The organism is Lysinibacillus sp. RS11 (assembly GCF_042019215.1).
Classification (GTDB): domain Bacteria; phylum Bacillota; class Bacilli; order Bacillales_A; family Planococcaceae; genus Lysinibacillus; species Lysinibacillus xylanilyticus_A.
Map to the genome: position 1 here is coordinate 2161630 of NZ_CP168124.1, position 20043 is coordinate 2181672.

The window sequence follows — 20043 nt, forward strand, 5'->3', positions numbered from 1 at the left end:
AATGACAATGGCACAACAAGTACAAGAGCAAGTTTTAGTGAAACGTGATTTTTATCATTTAATTATTAATGGTGAAAAAGTGGAGAGCAGTAAAGGCGAGACATTCCAAACGATTAATCCTGCGACAGGAAAAGTCGTAGCGACTGTCGCAAAAGCCTCACAGGAAGATGCGGAACGTGCAGTACAAGCAGCTCGCGAAGCATTTGATCACGGTAAATGGAAACAATATCCCGTGAATCGTCGTGCACAAGTGCTTCATAAAATTGCTACTATCATGCGTTCTCGTTTTAATGAAATCGTCGAGCTAGAAATGCTGGATACAGGAAAATCACTTGGCACAGCGCAGGGTCAAGTAAACCAAGCAATAGAAGATTTCGAATTTTATGCAGGCGCGATTGTTGGTCATCGCGGAGCAGTAAATAATATGCCGGGTCAATTCCATAACTACACGGAAAAAGAGCCTGTTGGCGTATGTGCACAAATTGTTCCTTGGAATTACCCACTTATGATGGCTGCTTGGAAAATTGCTCCAGCCATTGCCGTTGGTTGCTCCGTTATTGTGAAACCAGCATCTTTAACGCCTTTGACAGCAATCGTGTTAGGTGAAATTTGCATAGAAGCAGGTGTACCAGCCGGGGTTGTCAACATCGTTCCTGGATCAGGGAAAGATGTAGGGAATTACTTAGTAGAACATCAGCAAGTCGATAAAGTAGCCTTTACAGGTTCAACGCCAGTCGGCAAAGGCATTATGGAAAAAGCTTCACAAACATTAAAACGCGTTACATTAGAGCTAGGTGGAAAATCACCAAATCTAGTGTTCGAAGATGCAGATATCGATGCAGCGGTAGATGGCTCGTTATACGGCATTTTCTATAACTCAGGCCAATCTTGTGAAGCACGTTCACGCTTATATGTACACAAAGACATTTACGATGAGTTTTTAGAGAAATTTGTCGCGAAAACAAAAGCGATAAAACTAGGTGATCCATTCGATAAAGGGACTCATATGGGGGCAATTATCGACCAAGACCAATTAAATACGATTGATGGCTATGTAAAATCTGCCATTGAAGAGGGCGCAACGATTTTAACAGGTGGCAAAGTGGCAGCTGTAGAGGGCTTTGAAAATGGTTTCTGGTATGAGCCAACTATAATTGCTGACGTCAATCAATCCATGAAAGTCGTTTGTGAAGAAATATTTGGTCCAGTCGTGGTTGTCATGCCATTTAGCGATGAAAAAGAAGCAATTCGATTAGCGAACGATTCTGAGTTTGGTTTAGGCTCAGCGGTTTGGTCAAAAGACGGTGCACGTGCTACTCGTGTAGCCAATCAAATCCAAGCAGGAATCGTGATGGTCAATTGTCCATTCTCTGCAATGCCGGGTACTCCGTTTGGCGGGTATAAGCAATCTGGTTTCGGACGTGAACTATGTATCGAAACATTAGACTTATATACAGAGACAAAAAGTATCATTTCATATTATGGTAGCCGCCCACTTAATCCACTAGGCGTCTAACTAAGACAAAAACCATATGCGATGAGATATTCCACTCTTCGTATATGGTTTTCACAATAAGGAGGCAGTTTAAATGAAAAAAGTTATTGTCATCGGATCAGGGGTTATGGGACGTGGAATTGCCTACGTAAGTGCAGTTAGTGGCTTCGAAACAGCTATTATAGACATAAACGAACAGGCGTTACAAAATGCTCAAAATGAAATCAACTCCATATTCGAAAAATCCGTTGTACGCGGAAAATTAACAGCGCAACAAGTACAAGAAGCGATGTTACGTCTGACTTATGTAACAGATTTAGCGACTGTCGCAAATGAAGCAGACTTAATTATTGAAGCTGTACCCGAAAAAAGCGACATTAAACGAGCTGTCTTTGAGCGGATGGAACAGTATGCATCCCCTCATTGTTTATTTGCAACAAATACGTCAACAATGAGCCCGACAGAAATTGCTTCCTATGCAAAGCGACCTGAACAAACAATCGCGATGCACTTCTTTAATCCTGTCCATAAAATGGAACTCGTTGAGGTGATTAGAGGTTTGGAAACAAGTGATGAGACGGTCCAAACTATTTGCGAAATTGCGAAACAAATGGGTAAACAAACTGTCGTCATTAATGAGTTTCCAGGTTTTGTTACAAGTCGTATTAGTGCGCTTGTTGGTAATGAAGCCTTTTACATGTTACAAGAAGGCTTGGGTAGTCCGGAAGACATCGATAAAGCGATTAAGCTCGGCTTGAATTATCCTATGGGGCCATTCGAATTGGTCGATTTAGTCGGTCTTGATGCACGTCTAAATAATTTACGTTATTTACATGAAAAGCTCGGTGAAAAATACCGCCCAGCACCACTGCTCGAACAATATGTCCAAGCTGGACGTTTAGGGAGAAAGAGTGGGAAAGGTGTCTATGACTATAGCGAGCAAAAAGAGGTGGTGAAAAAATGACGGAAGTCGTTATTGTAGATGCTGTACGTACACCGATTGGACGTTATAAAGGTGCATTAAAAACCGTTCGGCCGGATGATTTAGCTGCTATTGTCATTAAGGCACTTATAGAACGAAACCCAAAAGTGTCAGCTGAACAAATTGAGGATGTTATTTTCGGAAATGCCAACCAAGCAGGAGAAGATAATCGAAATGTCGCGCGGATGGCTGCATTACTTGCTGAACTACCAATTGAAGTTGGAGGAACAACCATTAACCGACTTTGTGGTTCGGGAATGGATGCTATACATTTCGCAGCACGGGCTATTAAAAGTGGTGAAGGCGATATTTTTATCGCAGGTGGTACGGAAAGTATGACGCGTGCGCCATTTGTAATGGGTAAACCGGAAGTAGATTATCCAAGAGGCGATCAAAAGATGTTTGATACGACGATTGGCTGGCGCTTTACGAATCCGAAGTTGCAAAATATGTATGGAGCAGATACAATGCCGCAAACTGCTGAAAACGTAGCCCAGCGCTTTCACATTAGCCGTGAGGAACAAGATGCATTTGCATTTGAAAGTCAACAACGTGCGAAAAAAGCGATGGCTACAAATCGATTCGCAGAAGAAATCGTACCCGTCTATTTGAAAGATAAAAAAGGAAATGACATCATCGTAGATACAGATGAACATCCACGCCCAGATACATCATTAGAAGCACTTGCTAAACTACGACCTATTTTTGAAAATGGGACTGTTACAGCCGGTAATGCTTCTGGCGTGAATGATGGTGCCTCAGCATTATTACTAATGAGTGCAGAAAAAGCAAAAGAGTTAGGTATAACACCATTAGCACGATATGTAACAGGTGCTGTTGCAGGATTAGAGCCTGCTGTTATGGGGTTAGGTCCTATCCATTCTTCAAGAAAAGCATTACAACGCGCTGGCCTAACAACAAATGACATCGGTTTATATGAAATCAATGAAGCATTTGCGTCCCAAGCATTAGAATCTATTAAGCAACTTGAACTAAATCCAGCGCAAGTGAATGTCAATGGAGGCGCGATCGCATTTGGTCATCCACTTGGTGCAAGCGGTGCCCGAATAGTGACAACATTACTTTACGAGATGAAAAAACAAAACGTACAATATGGACTTGCTTCTATGTGTATTGGTGTAGGGCAGGGGATTGCAACGATTATTGAAAATATTGAATGATCATTAAAAAGAACAAAGTATGACTCTTTGGCAAAGCGAGGCGGTGATTTCCGTTCCGGCTGGGCGCTTTGTTGCTGCCGCTTCGCTTCGCTCCAGGGTCTCGGGCCAACAGATGTTTTTTGCGCGAAAGCGAAGCGACAGCAGCACGATGTTTTTTGCGCGAAAGCGAAGCGACAGCAGCACGATGTTTTTTGCGCGAAAGCGAAGCGACAGCAGCACGATGTTTTTTGCGCGAAAGCGAAGCGACAGCAGCACGATGTTTTTTGCGCGAAAGCGAAGCGACAGCAGCACGATGTTTTTTGCGCGAAAGCGAAGCGACAGCAGCACGATGTTTTTTGCGCGAAAGCGAAGCGACAGCAGCACGATGTTTTTTGCGCGAAAGCGAAGCGACAGCAGCACGATGTTTTTTGCGCGAAAGCGAAGCGACAGCAGCACGATGTTTTTTGCGCGAAAGCGAAGCGACAGCAGCACGATGTTTTTTGCGCGAAAGCGAAGCGACAGCAGCACGATGTTTTTTGCGCGAAAGCGAAGCGACAGCAGCATGATGTTTTTTGCGCGAAAGCGAAGCGACAGCAGCACGATGTTTTTTGCGCGAAAGCGAAGCGACAGCAGCATGATGTTGGTCACGAAGTCGTTATCACAGGAAGTGATGGTTTTAGCCTTCGTTCCTCTATCGCTGATCCCCAAGGAGTCGCCCAGCCTCCACTCCAATGACCCATATCACCTAGCATGTATCTTCTGGCATGTCACTTTAATATATTAAAACTAAGCGGCAGCAACAAATGTTTTCTGTGCGAAAGCAAAGCGATCGCAACAACAGAATTACAATCTTTTCACTGTTTAATAGGACAGCTTAATTTTATTGACATAATAGTTTTTTCAAAAATATGAAACGGCGCAATCGATGTGCCGTTTTTTAAATAGACAAATGAAAAAGGAGAGTTTGCAAATGAAAAGTATTTCATTTAGAATAGAAAATTATATTGCTTATGTAACAATAAATCGTCCAGAGGTGTTAAATTGTTTCAACTATGATGCGTTGTCGCAACTGCAACAAATAGTGGACGAATTACATATAGCTGAGAATGTCCGCGTCGTAATTTTTACAGGTGCGGGTGATAAGGCATTTAGTGCAGGTGCAGATTTAAAAGAACGAAAAACATTAACAATACAAGAAGTACATCGGAACGTACGAGCAATTCGAGACGTGTTTAATAGTATAGCGAATTTACCACAACCAACTATAGCGGCAGTCAATGGACATGCACTAGGTGGGGGATTTGAATGGTTATTAGCATGTGATTTTGCGATTGCAGTAAATGAAGCACTACTCGGACTAACTGAAACAAGTTGGGCAATAATCCCTGGGGCAGGTGGTACGCAACGACTACCACGCTTAATCGGCGAAATGAAGGCGAAAGAAATGATCCTAACAGCAGCGAAAATTACAGCTTCTGAGGCAGCATCACTAGGCATCGTGTTAAAGACAGTGCCCCGTGAATCGTTGTTAATGGAATGTGAATCACTCGCAATGCGGATGATGCAAAATGGTCCTGTAGCTGTTCGTCAAGCCAAATATGCCATTTCACAAGGGATGAATACCGATATTCAAACGGGTCTTGCCATCGAATCGAAGGCATATGAGCTAGTCATTCCGACAGAGGATCGTCTTGAAGCATTACAGGCATTTAGTGAGAAACGCCAACCTGCATTTCAAGGAAAATGAGTAAGAAAGTAGAGGGAGAGAATGGGCGCAAATACACAGTCGATGATTTTTACGCTCTATGGCGATTATATCATGCATTACGGTTCAAAAATTTGGATTGGTAGTTTGATTCGTTTGTTAAAAGAATTTGGTCACACAGAGCAAAATGTACGCGTTTCTGTATCTAGAATGGTCAAACAAGGATGGCTGCAATCAGAAAAACGAGGGAATCGTAGTTATTATTTTTTAACAAAACGCGGTGAAAAGCGGATGCAAGAAGCGGCAAATCGTATTTTTAAATTGAAACCGACGAAGTGGGATGGACAATGGCGACTTTTGATGTACTCAATTCCAGAAGATAAGCGTCAAATACGGGATGAATTACGGAAAGAGCTCTTATGGAGTGGATTTGGTTCCTTTTCGAATGGCTGTTGGATCTCTCCGAATAATTTAGAAGAAGAGGTTAAACTACTCATTCAAAAATATGATGTTGCTAATTATGTAGACTTTTTTACAGCTGAATATATAGGCCCTCATGATCATGAAACGCTTATTGAAAAAAGCTGGTCGTTGGCTGAGATTGAAGCCCGTTATGAGAAGTTTATGGATCAATATAGTAAGCAGTACATTATCCATCAAAGCACAATCTCACGAAAAGAAATGTCGGATGCGGAGTGTTTTGTAGAGCGTACAAATCTCGTTCATGAATATCGTAAGTTCTTATTTATCGATCCAGGACTGCCACAAGAATTATTACCGCCTATGTGGAGTGGAAATCATGCTGCGCTCTTATTCCAAGAATATTATAATTTACTAGAAGGTCCATCATACCGTTTCTTTGAAGAAATATTTCATGCTGATAATTAAAAAGCGAAAAAAGAGCTTGTCCATATTTTTTTGGATAAGCTTTTTTAGTGTTGAAAAACTATGGAATCAGTAAAATTAAGGTGTCGTATTAAAGTATAGTTCTTCGGTAACGCGAGGGGGTAATTTCCATTGCGGCTGTGCTTCGCTGAAAGGTCTCGTGGCAACAGGTGTTTTTGCACGAAAGCGAAGCGACAGCAACAGATGTTTTTGTGCGAAAGCGAAGCGACAGCAACAGATGTTTTTTTTGCGAAAGCGAAGTGGCAGCAACAGATGTTTTTTTGTGCGAAAGCGAAGCGGCAGCAACAGATGTTTTTTTGTGCGAAAGCGAAGCGACAGCAACAGATATTTTTTTGTGCGAAAGCGAAGCGACAGCAACAGATGTTTTATTGTGCGATAGCAACAAATATTTGTTTTTAAACATTTTGAGAGCTTTCCGATATTGGATAAGTTTTTTGTTTACAGGATCATGATAGAAGATGTTATTTTGGCGATACACTGCTCATTTTGGAAAACGGATGCCTCTACATAGCATGTTTTTCGCCCTTGTTTGACAATTATTGATTCAATCATAGTAGTTCCGATGTGAAGTGGTCGTAAAAATGTTGTTTGCAGATTAATCGATGCGAATCCTTGATTATTTTCTAATATAGAAGCCATGGAATAGGCCATCGTGATATCGGCTGCCGAAGTGATGAACCCGCCCATTACGACTTGATGACCATTTAAAAAACGTTCGTCCACCTCCCAAGAGCAAACGGCTTTTCCTGCAATAGCCGATTTTACTTGGATACCTAACATTTGATCACACGCTGGTGGGTTAATTTCTCCAGCAATCACTCGTTTTAAATCGATTAAGGTCACGATTGAACACTCCTAACTGAGTCTTTGAAATTATTCAGTAATGTACGATTTAGACAGTTCTGAGCTTCTTCCATCATATTCTCGATAAGAGTCGCAACGGTCGGCAAGTCTTGAATGATTCCTGCAATTTGACCGCTATTCATAAAACCAGCTTGTTCCTGACCTTCAATAGCCCCTTTAATATGAAAGATTTCGGATGTACGTTCTTGATAGTCAACGAGAGTTATACCTTCAGCTTCGTCAGCAAGCAGTGAGGAGGCGTACGGTGATTGTAACACACGGCGAACCTGTCCAACCGAGCGTCCTAGAATGACTGTTTCCACATCAGTAGCATCCAGTAGCCTTTGTTTATAGGTCGGATGTACAGGCATTTCTTTTGTTGCAATAAAGCGTGTTCCCATCTGTACACCGGCTGCTCCAAGCATGAATGCAGCAGCCAAGCCACGTCCATCACCAATACCACCAGCGGCCACTACAGGTACAGAAACGGCATCAACTACTTGAGGAATCAATGTAAAGGTTGTTAATTCTAAATTGGAGTTAATTCCTGCAGCTTCATAACCTTCCACAACAATCACATCTGCGCCACCTTGCTCCGCTTTAAGAGCTTGTTTCACAGATGCTACAACAGCAATCACACGAATTTGATGAGCATGCAATTTCTCTATATATAATGTTGGATTACCTGCCGATAATGAAACGACCGGTATTTTATGTGTTATAGCCAATTGCAATAATTCTTTTGTATGAGGATTAACATTGATTGGCACATTAAGCGCAAATGGTTTTTGTGTAAGTTGCTTCGTTGCTACAATACGTTCCTCAACTTCAGCAGGAGTCATTGTTCCACAGCCAATTGTCCCTAAGCCACCTGCATTCGATACAGCTGCCGCAAGTTCAGGGCTACTGATATTACCCATTCCACCTTGAATAATTGGAAATTGAATTGCTAATACAGAATATAATTGATTCAAAAATAGCACCTCCGTTTAAAATGTGTTATACTAAATTCTAGCAAAATATTCAGATGAATGAAAGGATGAATTTAATGGAGATTACATACGCTTTAAAAAAGCCAAATGTTCATGATTCAGTATTTCAAGCACCAGGCACGTATATTATTGGAGATGTTACGATTGGTGAACAATCATCTATTTGGTTTAACGCCGTACTACGGGGCGATGAAGACAGCATCACGATCGGAAAACGCTGTAGTATTCAAGATAATGCAACTATTCATTTATATGAAGGGGCACCGGTAGTTGTAGAAGACGATGTAACAGTAGGCCATCAAGTAGTCTTACATGGTTGTAAAATTGGTCGCCGTTCGATTGTTGGTATGGGTTCTGTTATTTTAGATCATGCTGAAATTGGGGAAGAGTGTATTATCGGTGCAAACACACTTATCACACAAGGCTCTAAAATACCGCCACGTTCATTGGTCGTGGGCTCACCAGGAAAAGTCGTACGCCAACTGCAAGACAAAGACATCGAGTTAATCCAGCTATCAATCGACACATACGTACAAAAAGGAAAAGAATTTAAAGAAATACTAGAGGACTAATTTTAGCTGAAGTTCTCTTTGAATAGTAATGGCTGTAAACCCAAAAAGGTAAACATTTTGTAAGGATTGAGTTCAGTATCGTCTTGAACTTAGTCCTTTTCATTTTGTCTTCATTCGATTTTGATTGCTGCCAAAAGAAGTGAAAACTTGATGAGCTTGGATTTAAAAATGAGGAATGATATATGAAAGGTTATCATTTCTCATTTATCCACACTATATAGTATTATAAAGATTCAGGCGTGTTGATCCTGTCGCTTCGCTTTTGTCACAAAGCAAAACTTCTCGCAGGAAAGCGAGGAGCCCGTAGCGGAATTCAGAGCCTTCTATTTAATTAGGGAGGATAATACGTACCTGATAAAGTGTAGAATTAAGGAGTGTGAGAATATGAGATTCATGAAATTCCTTCTGATTATTTTAATTTTCCTAGGTGTTATTGGTTATGGGGTTTATCATTATGGTACAAAAATTGCATCTGATAAGATAGCAGATACAGTATCAACAGAATTAGAGAACAGCGGACAAAAAGATGAAATTAAGAATGTGATTGAAAGTGACCCACAACTAAAAACATATATGGAAGAGGCTAAAACTGCAGACAGCAGCAAATTGCCGTTTACGACTAAAGAAGAAGCTACAAAAGTATTAATTCAAAAAGTTGGTATTTCGGAGCTTAATAATATAAGAGTAAAAGTACAAAATGGTTCGATGACAAAAGAACAGGTCATTCAAGAAATGGAAGGTAAATTAACGGAAGAAGAAATTACGGCACTTAAAGTAATTGTTTATAAAGAGTTATATCAATAGAACGTTTATAGATTGTAAAAAAGAAAAAGCAACATTGCATTTAATTGCAAAAGTTTAGGACATGCCCCTGTAGCATGTCCTAATTTTTTTTGCTTTCTAAAGCAAAGTAGTTCATCTTGCAAAAAAAATAGTAAAGCTTTGTCCCTTATTGTTGTCAAAACCTGTATATAAGTTAATAAAGTGGAATTGCGAAGAAGTGTGATTGGTTGAAACGCAATTGTCCTTAGATCTCAAAAACAAAAGGAGGGGCATCATGGTCATATTTAGAGTTCAAAAAAAAGATAATTATGTCGTGTTGGATAAAGGATTTTTGAATGACAATCGTTTAAGTTGGAGAGCAAAAGGTTTACTTGCTTACATGTTGTCATTGCCAAATGATTGGTTATTTTCTATTGCTGATTTAGCCATTCGAAGTAAGTGTGGTCGTGATACAACGGCTAACATTATCAAGGAGCTAACGAATGCTGGCTATATTCACAAGGAGCAGGGCAGAACAAACCTTGGAAAGTTTGGCAAAATGGATCTCTTAGTTTTCGAAACACCACAATCTGCACCGTTTACTGAAAATCAGGTAACGGAAAACCTGCTGACGGAAAACCCGCTGACGGAAAACTCGCTGACGGAGAACCCGCTGACGGAGAACCCGCTGACGGAGAACCCGTTGACGGAAAACCCGCTGACGGAAAACTCGCTGACGGAGAACCCGCTAACGGAAAATCCGTCACTACTAATTAATAAATCACTAAATAATAATTTACTAAATAATAATTTACTAAATAAAAATAACAATGAAGATAGGAGCCATTTGTCAGCAGAAAATCATTCAAAAATACAAACGGCTTTCCAGTTTTATGAGCAAAATGGCTTTGGCGCTTTAGCTGCTCATGTTGCATACAAAATCGGTCACTGGATTGATGACCTTTCGGAAGAGCTTGTTATTCATGCGATGAAACTAGCAGTAGAAAACAATATACTTCGTTGGAATTACGTTGAGAAAATTCTACACGATTGGACTAACAAAAAATTTAGAACGATTGAGGAGGTAGAAGCCCACCGACTTCGATATACCGCTCAAAAAAAACAACGACATCATTCAATCCGATCCAATCAACAAGGGCGTCAAGAAATTGTTCCTGAATGGTTCCATCAACGGCATGAGGATAACAATGATACGGAAGCGGGCAAAGCTATTGATTTTGAAGCTGAACGTCAAAAAATTTTGGCAACTTTAAGGGAGGCTAAAAGGAGTAGAAGGTGAGATATTTTCAATTCAATCCTAAAGCAAAAGCTTTTGTATCAATGTAGGAAATATACCGACTTTTGGATAATATGATACTATAAAATGGAAGTTTACTATAAAGCAAAGGGGCACATTTATGAGCACAAATTTTAATTTTACAACTTTTCCTGAATTCGAAACGGCACGTTTTATTGTTCGAAAAGCACAGGAAAATGATTGTTTTGACCTTTTTGAGCTTTACTCCGATGAAAGTGTTGTGAAATACATACCATTGGCACCGTTTAAGTCAATTGAGGATGCAAAACATGAAATGAATTGGTATGAAAAAATTTTTAAAGAACAGATTGGGTTAAGGTGGGTAATTGAAGATCCTATGACTAAAAAAGTAATTGGAACATGTGGATTTTTACATTATGAAAAGGCCCATAATCGTATAGAAATTGGTTATGATTTAATGCCTACTTATTGGGGTAAGGGCATTATGAAAGAGACCTTAGAAAGTATCATACATTTTGCTTTTACAAAGATGAACATTAATAAAATAGAAGCAAAAGTCGAACCAGAAAATACATCATCGCTAAGATTGTTGGAAAAATTAAATTTTCAACAAGAAGGTATTTTACGAGAGCCTGAATTTGAGAAAGGTCAGTATGTTGATCTTGTTATTTTCTCAAAATTGAAAAGGGAATATCTATAATATGTTCTCTCTGTCAGAAGGTGTGGTTTTTTATATAAACCGTCAAGAATAGGTCTACGATCCGTGAGGTTAAAAATAGTTATACCATCACTTTCTGACATCCAAATTGTCTGAGCAATATGATAATTGGATAATTAAAGAGCTTTATACCATAAAGGTTTAGCGGAAGTGAAATCATCATGATCTTGGATAATCAAATGAATTCTTTCTAAAGCATCATCAAAAGATGAAGGATCGTATTGTTTAGTCCACACGATAGTGGAAAATATATTCATGGCTGCATATAAGGCGAATATCCGCCAAAAAGTATCATCAGGTGACGTTGAGAAATAACCATTAATTTGTCCAATCCAATAAGGAATACTAAGTCTTCTGCTAAACAAGGAAAGATTATAAAAATCATGATAGGGATCTCCAAAATCAAACCATTAAAATCAATTACTCCATTGAAATCACGATTGAATATGATGATATGTCCGAGATGAAAATCATCATGGAGTAAGGTTACAGGTCTATCTTTTAGCAGGTGAAAATTGTGATTAATATAATCGAGTATTTTCTGCTCCTGTGGAATTTTAAAGCGAACCTTTTGATATTCACTTAAATAATAGTTGAATTTCTTTCGTTGTTCAGCTTCCCGATTCATAGGGTGTGGGGCTTGTAGTTGGTGAATTTTTCTTAATTCTTTGCCGGCTGCAAAGCCAATCGTAAATTTCTCCATATCTGAAAGGTTCTTTATGATTTCATCTGCAGGAGTTCCTTCAATGTAACTTAGCAACATGACAGATAAATTTGCATCTCTTTTGTATTCAATCGCTTTATGCGTTTGTACACCTTGTTTTTCTAACTCTCTAAGCAATGAGAATTCTATTTTTCTCTTTTCATGATATTTCATGTCCGATAAGCGTATAAAATACTTGGTTTGACCAATTGTTACTATGTATTTTTCATCTGGTGAATATCCTTTATCAATTTTCTCTAGCAATGAATAACTCTTAAGACTCGATATGTGTTATGAGCTCATCTGCAGGAGTTCCTTCAATGTAACTTAGCAACATGACAGTTAAATTTGCATCATTTTTGTATTCAATCGCTTTTGCGTTTGTACCCCCTGTTTTTCTAACTCTAATAAAGTCGGTGATAGTATGTTTAAGCAAAGTATCAGATTGCCATTAATATTTTTTGTGGTATTAACCGCGTTAAAGTTTATTTTTAACAAAGAAGTTAATTGGATTGAAAACATAATGTCCAGTTTTATTATGTTCTTGTTTATTCTGTTATATAAATGGGCGGAAATTCCATATAAGTGGAATAAGGACGATGAATGAGTAAATATAAACAATAATTTCCTATTCAACTCCCATGAAAGAAATTGATCATCTTTCATTTTCTGTGATGTAGCGCTGGTTTTGCGCTAGATGGATGGGTAATGGGAGGTTAGTCAAAATCATTAATAAATTCTAAACAACCGGTGAAAGAGTTGCTGAACAAACATGATACGGCAGCTCTTTTTCTTCTTGTAGTAAGTCTTAATGACCTATTAGGGCAGAAATTTCAAAAAAGGTATTTGTGATTTTATGTATAATTAGTATATATATAGGGCTATTTAGTTTTTATAGCCGAAACTTAAGGAAGGGGTGACATATTGAAAATGATAGAATTTCAAAATAGCATGCTAATGAGAGGCATTACTCTTAACTAAGGTTTAATCCTCTCAAAGGTAATGGGAGGAAAAATAAAAGATGATGAATTTAGGAAACATGGTAAGAGGAGTAGCTTCCGACGCTGTTGCTCAGCGTCTCGTTCAATTCTGGGAATATGACGAGGGAACTTTGGAGTTGTGGCGTGCAAGTTCAAACTTTGTGTATGCTTTTGAACGTAATCAAGTTCAAAATTTTTTGAGAATTAGTTTTGAGCAGGATCAATCTTTTGAACAAATAAAAGCTGAGTTAGAGTTTATGCAATATTTGCGATTAAATGGATTTCCATCGGTAACGCCAATTCAATCAATAAGTGGAGAACTAATTGAAACACTAAAAACACCAGAAGGAACATATATTGCCGTTGTCTTTAGTGCAGCAAACGGAATCAATTTGGATGCCGATACTATTACTGCAAAACAGATGGAGAAATGGGGAAGATCACTTGCCTCACTTCATTTTTTGTCAAAAACTTTTGAGCCTGTGTCAGAAAGAAGAAAGAGTTGGCTGGACACAGTACAATTCATGGAAAGTGTATTTAAAAAGCATCCAGGAGAACAAATAGCCCTTGAAGAGCTAAGTAGGGTGTCGAATTGGCTTCAATCGTTACCTACTAACAAAGGGGTGTTCGGATTGATACACTATGATTTTCAATTGGATAATATCTTTTTGGAAGAGGATAAGGATCATAGTTTCAATATAATCGACTTTGATGATGCAATATATCACTGGTATGCACTTGATATTGTAACAGCACTTGATGATTTTATTGACGATGACAATCCTCATTCAAAATTACTGCTTCAATCTTTTTTGAACGGATATCGTTCCAAAATGGATTTAGAAAATGATGTAGTGGCTCAATTTCCGCAGTTTCAAAGATATGCAAACTTATATAAGTTCTCCAAAATAGTAAAGTCTTTGGATTATGGTGAAATAAATGAAACGCCATCTTGGTTTGTTGGATTGAGGGGTAAATTAGTTCGTGTTGCAGACGAATTAAGACAAAGCTTTCAAAAACCATGGCAACAGGATAACATGAAATAAATTAATAAGCCATTCCAAACTTTTGGGAGTGGCTTTTACTTTTATCTCATAAATAACTGTACAGCTCGAAAAATAGGAATTGTGTTGTTTTTAATAAAATGAATAATAAAGTAGAATTATTTTATTTGGATAATTATGTTAATTTTATTATAGGGATTGAAAAGATGTACTTAAACGGAGCAGTTCATTTTTCTTAGAGTTGATTTTTTTTATGGATATTTATGTTAAAATTGATTTGAAGATTGTGAAGAAATGTACTTAAACTAACGGTCAAAAAGAAGGATTTTAAAGGGAGGCGTCCGAATGGTTGGTTTAGTTATTGTAATTCCGATTATCTCGGTTTTGGTTGGACTATATTTTATAACTTTAGGGCTATGGGAATTAAAAGAAGGCGTAAATAGAAGACAATACATAAAGTATATGTTCACTGGCTTATTTTTGCTGGTGGTTTTACCCTCTATGATTTGGCTATTTTGAAGTAGCTTTTTAATGCGAATGGGTTAAGTATGTGAAAAAATATACTTAAAGTAACGGGGTGCTTTACTTGAAGACAGTCGAGTTGCTTAGACGGCTCTTTTTTCTTGTTCAACATAAGCATGTTAGTTGAATGATGAACTAGAAAGTGTTGTAAAATAATGTGAGAAACGTTATGTATAGTAGAGGCTCATAAAGGGAGTTGTATGAAAAAATAGCCGATACAAATTGAAGACTTAGGAGATGTGTTAATTTGGCTTATATTCACGAGTTTGGAATAGTTGAATGTATAGAAAAAAATAAAAAGTATGTTGGTTACGAACCTGAAAAATATAATTGCATAGGTGTAGATGGGGACCTTTTTGATGAACTTATGTCTAAGGATTTTGGTAAAAAAATGCATCGCCTAGATACATTTGCACATAACACAAATAGACCTTATAAAAACCTCGCCTATTTTGGAATAACATTGATACCACCGAGTTCTCATAAACAATTTTTAAATATTGTTAGTGAAGCAAACGACGAGTACAAATCAGAAGAACTTGAAAAATTGATGAAAAAAATAGCTGAAGCAATAAAAGAAGATAGATGGTTGATTCATTTTGGTGTTTAATTTTGTCAATACATACATGTAAGCTAAGAGGTGATTGTTCGATTAGAGCAATCGCTTCTTGTGCTAACGGTGCAGGTTAGTTGAAAATCAACAATCAAAAAATAAAGGCTTCAGAAAGATGGGTGGAAGATTTATTTTGAGAAGTGAAATTCAAGAATTGTTTGGTGATTTCAATTTGTTTTCCAGACAAATTGCAAATGTTCAATTGTCAAATCTATCATTTGATGTATATGAATTTAGAGATAAATCTGCAATGCAAGTAGACTTATTATTCACCAGAAAAGGTCAATTTGATAATATTCAAGAGGCATTTTCTGCAATATTTAAAAAGCAATTGTATGATGGAGAAGAATGGGATACCTGTGATGAACCAGACTCTTCAGATGAACAATGGCTAACAGCACTAAAAAATTTCTGGATTAATGAATATTATCCAAGAAAATGTGTTTGTATAGGGTCAGTAAAAGGAGATTTTATAAGTAAATTTAAAAGGGATTTAGCTGATGAGAATGTACCCGAATCAGTTGTTAAAGAACTTTTAATTAGATTAAATCATATCGAAACAATACAAATACAAAAAGGATATGTTCATGAGTGCATATTCGGACAATCTGATAGCCACTATTTTTTGTTTGAATGGGGGATATACGCTTAGAATTATTAAGACTACTAAGATTGTGAAAAAATGTACTTAAACTAACGCAGGCTTTACTTCAATAAGAGGTAGAGCCATTTTCTTTTTAGACTAACTGGGCAATTTAGTTGTATAAGGAAAAACATGGTTTTTATTTAAATTTATGCAATAATAGAAATATTAAAAAAACGTAATTCAGGGAGGTTTTTATGCAAACTGCAATACCAGATACTTCTATGTTTCTAATTATTGGATTGCTCATTTTAGTTCGTAGAATCCGTTCTATGTACAAACCAACCAAAGGCAGAGGAGGGCGATTAATTTTTCCTCTTCTATTTTTAACACCAGGGTTTTCACTTTTTCTGAACGCTTCTGGGCACGTCACATACCTTCAATTATCTATAGCAATTATCTATAGCAATTTTTTTAGGAGTGGGTTTTTCGATTCCTCTTATTTTATGGTCAGATTATGAAATACGAAATGATGGTTTAATTTATGCTAAGAAAAGTTCTGCTATTATAATTACTTTCTCCATTATGATTGCTTTACGTTATTATTTTCGACAACATATTTCTTCTATCGAACCAGGGACACTCAATATGCTAATTTACTTACTTATTATTTGTTATTTAATTCCTTGGAGAATAGCTTGCTATATAAAATATAAAAAGGTTCTTAAACAAAAAAATGTGGTCAGTTTGTAGAACTTCGTATATCTCTAATACCCCAAAAATGAAATAAGAAGCATAAGTTTATGAATAAATCCACTTATACTAATGGGTGCATTACTTGAAGATTATTGAGTGGCATAGGCAGCTTTTTTTTCTTATTGAACTAATGACGCAGTTTAGTTGAATAGTGTTTTTAACTTGTGTTCAACAAACGGGCCATAATGTGGAATAATAAAATTTGTCATTAATTAATGTGTTGTTGTCTTAGTAATCACATTTTTCCCTCCTATTTACTTGGTAGGAATTTTTTATCTTTTAAACAAAGAGGAGAGTCAATATGGAAGTAGTATATTTTGCAGGTGGATGTTTATGGGGAGTACAAGCTTTTATAAAAACTCTACCTGGAGTTAAGTTTACAGAAGCGGGAAGAGCTAATGGAACAAGTCATACACTTGAGGGTGATTATGATGGGTACGCTGAATGTGTAAAAACAGGATTTGATCCGACAGTTGTAACAATCAGGGAATTAATGGGATATTTTTTTGAAATCATTGATCCATACAGTTTGAATAAACAAGGACAGGATGTTGGCGAGAAATACAGAACAGGAGTATATAGTGAAAAGCATGAACACTTAAAAGAGGCGAAGGCGTTTCTCGGTGAGAGAAATGATTACGACCTTATAGTTGTTGAAGTATTACCTCTTACAAACTATGTAAGAAGTGCAGAAGAACATCAAGATAGGTTAGCTAGATGTCCAAATGATTATTGTCATATTCCGAAAGAAATATTAAGTAGGTATAAGTAAGAGAGATTATTAAAAGATGATTTATGGATAATAAGGGGAACAGATCTGTTTAATCATTTTCAACGATCGGGCGCGATTATTTAATAAGCTTCGCTGTTCTTCTTAAACAAACGGAGTGCTTTACTTCAAGATGGGATTCCACAGAGATCCCATCTTTTTCTTATTCAACTAACGAGGCATTTACTTTAACAACATCCAATAAATTCAATGGATATATATGCTAAAGATTATTTTTTAAACTCAGTTGACTATTCCTTTTTCAAACATAGCACCGTTACTAAACTACAGGCCACGTACCCCCGCGGAAGGCGAAAACATTTAGGATGAGACAAATCCTACTTAATAATCCATCTAATCATTTGAGAATATGCGGTTTTTCATACTATCCAAAACGAACAACCATTTTTTACCAATTCAAAAACCCTTATATTATGTTAAGATTTTGATATATTTAGGTTTTTGGAGGTATATTATGAAAAAAATTCACGCTTATTTACTCGTGGCTGTTCTTAGTACCATATTCGCTACATCGGCTGATGCTGCATCGATTTCGCTTGACGAAAAAATCTCTGGAACGGCAAAACAAAATCAATGGCTTACATACGATATTACAATTCCAGAGCTTGGTTTTTTAACGATTGATTTTGAAGGTGCTCAAAACAAAATGTATCCGGAATTTGAACTGTATGGTAATCAATTATATTTTTTTGTAGATAGGGGATCGATTGGCTTAGATGGTCTTTCTGCAACATACGGTGTAAGGGCAGGAACATATAAACTGCGTATCAGTACTGAGGAACGCATCCCTGAAGCCTCCTTCGCTTTTACAACAAGATTTACTGCGGGTCACACATACGACGTTGAGCCGAATGATAGAATATCGTCTAAAGTTCCAGAAATTCCTGCAAATACAACCATTAAAGGTACAACAAGTTTAGGCCCTGGCGTAGACTATTACAAAATCACTTCACAAGAAGATCAATACCTACATACAGCGACGAAAATAAATTGTTAAGCTATGGCCAAAAGGGTAATTTAACAGTTCCGATTAAAAAAGGTACTTACTTTATCGAAGCCAAAGGCAATAACTACGAATTTACATATTCGTTTTCAGATGCTCCAAAAAACAGTGAATTCGAATTCAATAATACAATTGAGACAGCAACAGCTCTACCATTAAACAAACAAATAATTGCGAGCGATAACCACTACTTGGATGAAGATATGTTTGCATTTTCTGTACCCAAACTAGGATTTGCTAACATTGATTTACAAAAAGATAGCCAAGACTTCTACAAAGAATATGACTTTTATGTCTATAATAAAAGTGGCAAAGAATTATTTAAATTTAGCAGTAAGAAATCATTCCAAATGGGCTTAGCACCTGGCAATTATTATTTAAAGGTCGTACCCAAATCGGATAATGAAAAATATGCACTTACACTGTCTTTTGAAGCAAATGACTATCCAAACATTGAAGATAACAATTCAGAACAAACTGCACAGTTACTTCCCTTCAATACACCATTGCGTGCTATTTCACCCGGAAGAGAAGGACAATATAATGTTTATAAATTAAATGTAGAAAAAGAAGGTTACCAAGTAGTCCATATTGATTTAGACGCTTCGACAACTACATTATTATCGGTTTTTGATGCAAACGGTCACTGTGTTGGTGAATTGAACCGTGGGGAAGAAATAAGCGAACTAACGTATTCAATAGGTCTAGGCAAAGGTACTTACTATGTGGGGATAACTACATTTGAATCCAATCCATATACAATTCAAGTAACGACAAAGAGTGACTATGCAGAACAAGAAGAGAACGACACAAGGAGTAACGCTTCCCCTGTTCACTTCAATAACATGATGTATGGCTATTTTGATGAGCGTCATGATGTTGATTATTACACATTTACAATCGATAAAACAAAAACTATTTCTTGGATAATGGATCCTCTTCAAGTAAGTACAATAAACATACAAATACTTGATGCTTTCAATAACGTAATTTGGGAAGGGAGGAATAGTAAACAAAGCAATGGGAAGGAATTAAAGAAAGGAACGTATTATGTAAAAGCTACTGCAATGAGTGGGGGGGAATATACCCTTTTATTTAAAGATGTATTAACTGATTTTAAAGATGTGCCAAAAACACACATGTATTATAAAGAAATTATGAATATTCGTCGCCTAGGCATAATTACAGGCTATGAAGATAATACATTTAAACCAACAAATCCAATGAAACGTGAGCACGTTGCAGCAATGATTGCTCGTGCGAATGCACCTGATATTCCGATAATGTTAGACCCATATGCATTCCCAGATGTTCCTATAACGCATCCAAATTATACGAATATACAAAAGCTTGTCAGTGGCGGCATTATCGACGAAAACCCGAATGGTTTTAATCCAAATGGCACAATCACTCGAGCACAAATGGCGAAGATTTTAGTAAAGGCTTACAATCTAGAACCAAAAACAAGTGCCCCGATTACCTTTAAAGACGTGTCAAAAGCGAATTGGTACTATGAATACGTACAAATTTTAGCTCAATACCGTATTACAACGGGCGAAAATGGCTATTTTAAACCGAATCAACCATTAACACGCCAACACTTCTCTTTATTTTTAGCACGAACAATTACTAAATAAAAAAAGGCGCATTTGGAAATCAACGTTTCCTAATGCGC

Annotated in this window: 21 protein-coding genes and 1 pseudogene; 19 read left to right on the top strand and 3 right to left on the bottom strand. The window is 37.2% G+C overall.

Going from position 1 to position 20043, the window contains the following annotated elements:
- Nucleotides 1–7: 7 nt before the first annotated feature.
- The 7 genes from AB9L17_RS10920 to AB9L17_RS10950 all read left to right on the top strand — a co-directional run bounded on the left by AB9L17_RS10920 (nt 8) and on the right by AB9L17_RS10950 (nt 6647).
- Entirely contained in the window at nt 8–1516 is a 1509-nt protein-coding gene (locus AB9L17_RS10920) for an aldehyde dehydrogenase family protein (protein ID WP_375200595.1), read from the top strand.
- A 73-nt stretch (nt 1517–1589) separates the two neighbouring features.
- Nucleotides 1590–2459: a 3-hydroxyacyl-CoA dehydrogenase gene (locus tag AB9L17_RS10925; RefSeq protein WP_223555309.1), complete on the top strand. Its 870-nt coding sequence runs from the start codon at nt 1590–1592 to the stop codon at nt 2457–2459.
- Nucleotides 2456–3658 (top strand): acetyl-CoA C-acyltransferase, encoded by a 1203-nt coding sequence (locus AB9L17_RS10930; protein WP_223555311.1) that lies wholly within the window; start codon nt 2456–2458, stop codon nt 3656–3658. The genes AB9L17_RS10925 and AB9L17_RS10930 overlap by 4 nt, the downstream gene beginning before the upstream one ends.
- A gap of 27 nt (nt 3659–3685) precedes the next feature.
- Complete coding sequence (locus AB9L17_RS10935) at nt 3686–4372, top strand: hypothetical protein (protein ID WP_375200596.1); 687 nt, start codon at nt 3686–3688, stop codon at nt 4370–4372.
- A 235-nt stretch (nt 4373–4607) separates the two neighbouring features.
- On the top strand, nt 4608–5384 hold the full coding sequence (locus tag AB9L17_RS10940; RefSeq protein WP_223556784.1) for an enoyl-CoA hydratase-related protein: 777 nt from the start codon (nt 4608–4610) through the stop codon (nt 5382–5384).
- A 21-nt stretch (nt 5385–5405) separates the two neighbouring features.
- Nucleotides 5406–6230, top strand: coding sequence for a phenylacetic acid degradation operon negative regulatory protein PaaX (gene paaX / locus AB9L17_RS10945; RefSeq protein WP_068985433.1), 825 nt, complete (start codon nt 5406–5408; stop codon nt 6228–6230).
- A 129-nt stretch (nt 6231–6359) separates the two neighbouring features.
- A complete protein-coding gene (locus AB9L17_RS10950; protein WP_375200597.1) occupies nt 6360–6647 on the top strand; it encodes a hypothetical protein in 288 nt (95 codons plus the stop codon).
- Nucleotides 6648–6686: 39 nt separating this feature from the next.
- Here the strand turns inward: AB9L17_RS10950 and AB9L17_RS10955 are convergent, their stop codons facing one another.
- Entirely contained in the window at nt 6687–7091 is a 405-nt protein-coding gene (locus tag AB9L17_RS10955; protein WP_375200598.1) for a PaaI family thioesterase, read from the bottom strand.
- On the bottom strand, nt 7088–8065 hold the full coding sequence (locus AB9L17_RS10960; protein WP_223556778.1) for an NAD(P)H-dependent flavin oxidoreductase: 978 nt from the start codon (nt 8063–8065) through the stop codon (nt 7088–7090). Before AB9L17_RS10960 ends, AB9L17_RS10955 begins: the two co-directional genes overlap by 4 nt.
- 74 nt (nt 8066–8139) lie before the next feature.
- Here AB9L17_RS10960 and AB9L17_RS10965 point away from each other — a divergent pair, with 74 nt between their 5' ends.
- The 4 genes from AB9L17_RS10965 (at nt 8140) to AB9L17_RS10980 (ending at nt 11396) form a co-directional block, all read left to right on the top strand.
- Nucleotides 8140–8655, top strand: a complete 516-nt coding sequence (locus tag AB9L17_RS10965; protein WP_375200599.1) for a gamma carbonic anhydrase family protein — start codon at nt 8140–8142, stop codon at nt 8653–8655.
- Between the two features lie 384 nt (nt 8656–9039).
- Complete coding sequence (locus tag AB9L17_RS10970) at nt 9040–9459, top strand: hypothetical protein (RefSeq protein WP_068985429.1); 420 nt, start codon at nt 9040–9042, stop codon at nt 9457–9459.
- Nucleotides 9460–9712: 253 nt separating this feature from the next.
- On the top strand, nt 9713–10717 hold the full coding sequence (locus AB9L17_RS10975) for a DnaD domain protein (RefSeq protein ID WP_375200600.1): 1005 nt from the start codon (nt 9713–9715) through the stop codon (nt 10715–10717).
- Between the two features lie 118 nt (nt 10718–10835).
- Complete coding sequence (locus AB9L17_RS10980; RefSeq protein WP_375200601.1) at nt 10836–11396, top strand: GNAT family N-acetyltransferase; 561 nt, start codon at nt 10836–10838, stop codon at nt 11394–11396.
- A gap of 271 nt (nt 11397–11667) precedes the next feature.
- On the opposite strand, the gene AB9L17_RS10985 is transcribed toward AB9L17_RS10980, so the two are convergent.
- Complete coding sequence (locus AB9L17_RS10985) at nt 11668–12381, bottom strand: aminoglycoside phosphotransferase family protein (protein ID WP_375200602.1); 714 nt, start codon at nt 12379–12381, stop codon at nt 11668–11670.
- Nucleotides 12382–13138: 757 nt separating this feature from the next.
- On the opposite strand from AB9L17_RS10985, the gene AB9L17_RS10990 reads away from it, so the two are divergent.
- The 8 genes and pseudogenes from AB9L17_RS10990 (at nt 13139) to AB9L17_RS11025 (ending at nt 20005) form a co-directional block, all read left to right on the top strand.
- Nucleotides 13139–14143, top strand: a complete 1005-nt coding sequence (locus tag AB9L17_RS10990) for a phosphotransferase enzyme family protein (RefSeq protein WP_375200603.1) — start codon at nt 13139–13141, stop codon at nt 14141–14143.
- Between the two features lie 303 nt (nt 14144–14446).
- On the top strand, nt 14447–14620 hold the full coding sequence (locus tag AB9L17_RS10995) for a hypothetical protein (RefSeq protein ID WP_175401766.1): 174 nt from the start codon (nt 14447–14449) through the stop codon (nt 14618–14620).
- 250 nt (nt 14621–14870) lie between these two features.
- On the top strand, nt 14871–15233 hold the full coding sequence (locus tag AB9L17_RS11000) for a hypothetical protein (RefSeq protein ID WP_068985422.1): 363 nt from the start codon (nt 14871–14873) through the stop codon (nt 15231–15233).
- Nucleotides 15234–15366: 133 nt separating this feature from the next.
- A complete protein-coding gene (locus AB9L17_RS11005; protein ID WP_375200782.1) occupies nt 15367–15888 on the top strand; it encodes a hypothetical protein in 522 nt (173 codons plus the stop codon).
- Nucleotides 15889–16076: 188 nt separating this feature from the next.
- A pseudogene (locus AB9L17_RS11010) lies at nt 16077–16572 on the top strand (CcdC family protein).
- A 304-nt stretch (nt 16573–16876) separates the two neighbouring features.
- A complete protein-coding gene (locus tag AB9L17_RS11015; RefSeq protein WP_375200604.1) occupies nt 16877–17347 on the top strand; it encodes a peptide-methionine (S)-S-oxide reductase in 471 nt (156 codons plus the stop codon).
- A 472-nt stretch (nt 17348–17819) separates the two neighbouring features.
- Complete coding sequence (locus AB9L17_RS11020; protein WP_375200605.1) at nt 17820–18362, top strand: hypothetical protein; 543 nt, start codon at nt 17820–17822, stop codon at nt 18360–18362.
- A complete protein-coding gene (locus AB9L17_RS11025) occupies nt 18356–20005 on the top strand; it encodes an S-layer homology domain-containing protein (protein ID WP_375200606.1) in 1650 nt (549 codons plus the stop codon). Before AB9L17_RS11020 ends, AB9L17_RS11025 begins: the two co-directional genes overlap by 7 nt.
- Nucleotides 20006–20043: the final 38 nt, after the last annotated feature.

What these genes read in the sequence shown, in the direction of transcription:
- AB9L17_RS10940 (WP_223556784.1), top strand. Translation starts at nt 4,608, where the DNA reads ATGAAAAGTATTTCATTTAGAATAGAAAATTATATTGCTTATGTAACA.
- paaX (WP_068985433.1), top strand. Translation starts at nt 5,406, where the DNA reads ATGGGCGCAAATACACAGTCGATGATTTTTACGCTCTATGGCGATTAT.
- AB9L17_RS10995 (WP_175401766.1), top strand. Translation starts at nt 14,447, where the DNA reads ATGGTTGGTTTAGTTATTGTAATTCCGATTATCTCGGTTTTGGTTGGA.
- AB9L17_RS10975 (WP_375200600.1), top strand. Translation starts at nt 9,713, where the DNA reads ATGGTCATATTTAGAGTTCAAAAAAAAGATAATTATGTCGTGTTGGAT.
- AB9L17_RS10920 (WP_375200595.1), top strand. Translation starts at nt 8, where the DNA reads ATGGCACAACAAGTACAAGAGCAAGTTTTAGTGAAACGTGATTTTTAT.
- AB9L17_RS10930 (WP_223555311.1), top strand. Translation starts at nt 2,456, where the DNA reads ATGACGGAAGTCGTTATTGTAGATGCTGTACGTACACCGATTGGACGT.
- AB9L17_RS10990 (WP_375200603.1), top strand. Translation starts at nt 13,139, where the DNA reads ATGATGAATTTAGGAAACATGGTAAGAGGAGTAGCTTCCGACGCTGTT.
- AB9L17_RS10925 (WP_223555309.1), top strand. Translation starts at nt 1,590, where the DNA reads ATGAAAAAAGTTATTGTCATCGGATCAGGGGTTATGGGACGTGGAATT.
- AB9L17_RS11020 (WP_375200605.1), top strand. Translation starts at nt 17,820, where the DNA reads ATGAAAAAAATTCACGCTTATTTACTCGTGGCTGTTCTTAGTACCATA.
- AB9L17_RS10965 (WP_375200599.1), top strand. Translation starts at nt 8,140, where the DNA reads ATGGAGATTACATACGCTTTAAAAAAGCCAAATGTTCATGATTCAGTA.
- AB9L17_RS10970 (WP_068985429.1), top strand. Translation starts at nt 9,040, where the DNA reads ATGAGATTCATGAAATTCCTTCTGATTATTTTAATTTTCCTAGGTGTT.
- AB9L17_RS11015 (WP_375200604.1), top strand. Translation starts at nt 16,877, where the DNA reads ATGGAAGTAGTATATTTTGCAGGTGGATGTTTATGGGGAGTACAAGCT.
- AB9L17_RS10980 (WP_375200601.1), top strand. Translation starts at nt 10,836, where the DNA reads ATGAGCACAAATTTTAATTTTACAACTTTTCCTGAATTCGAAACGGCA.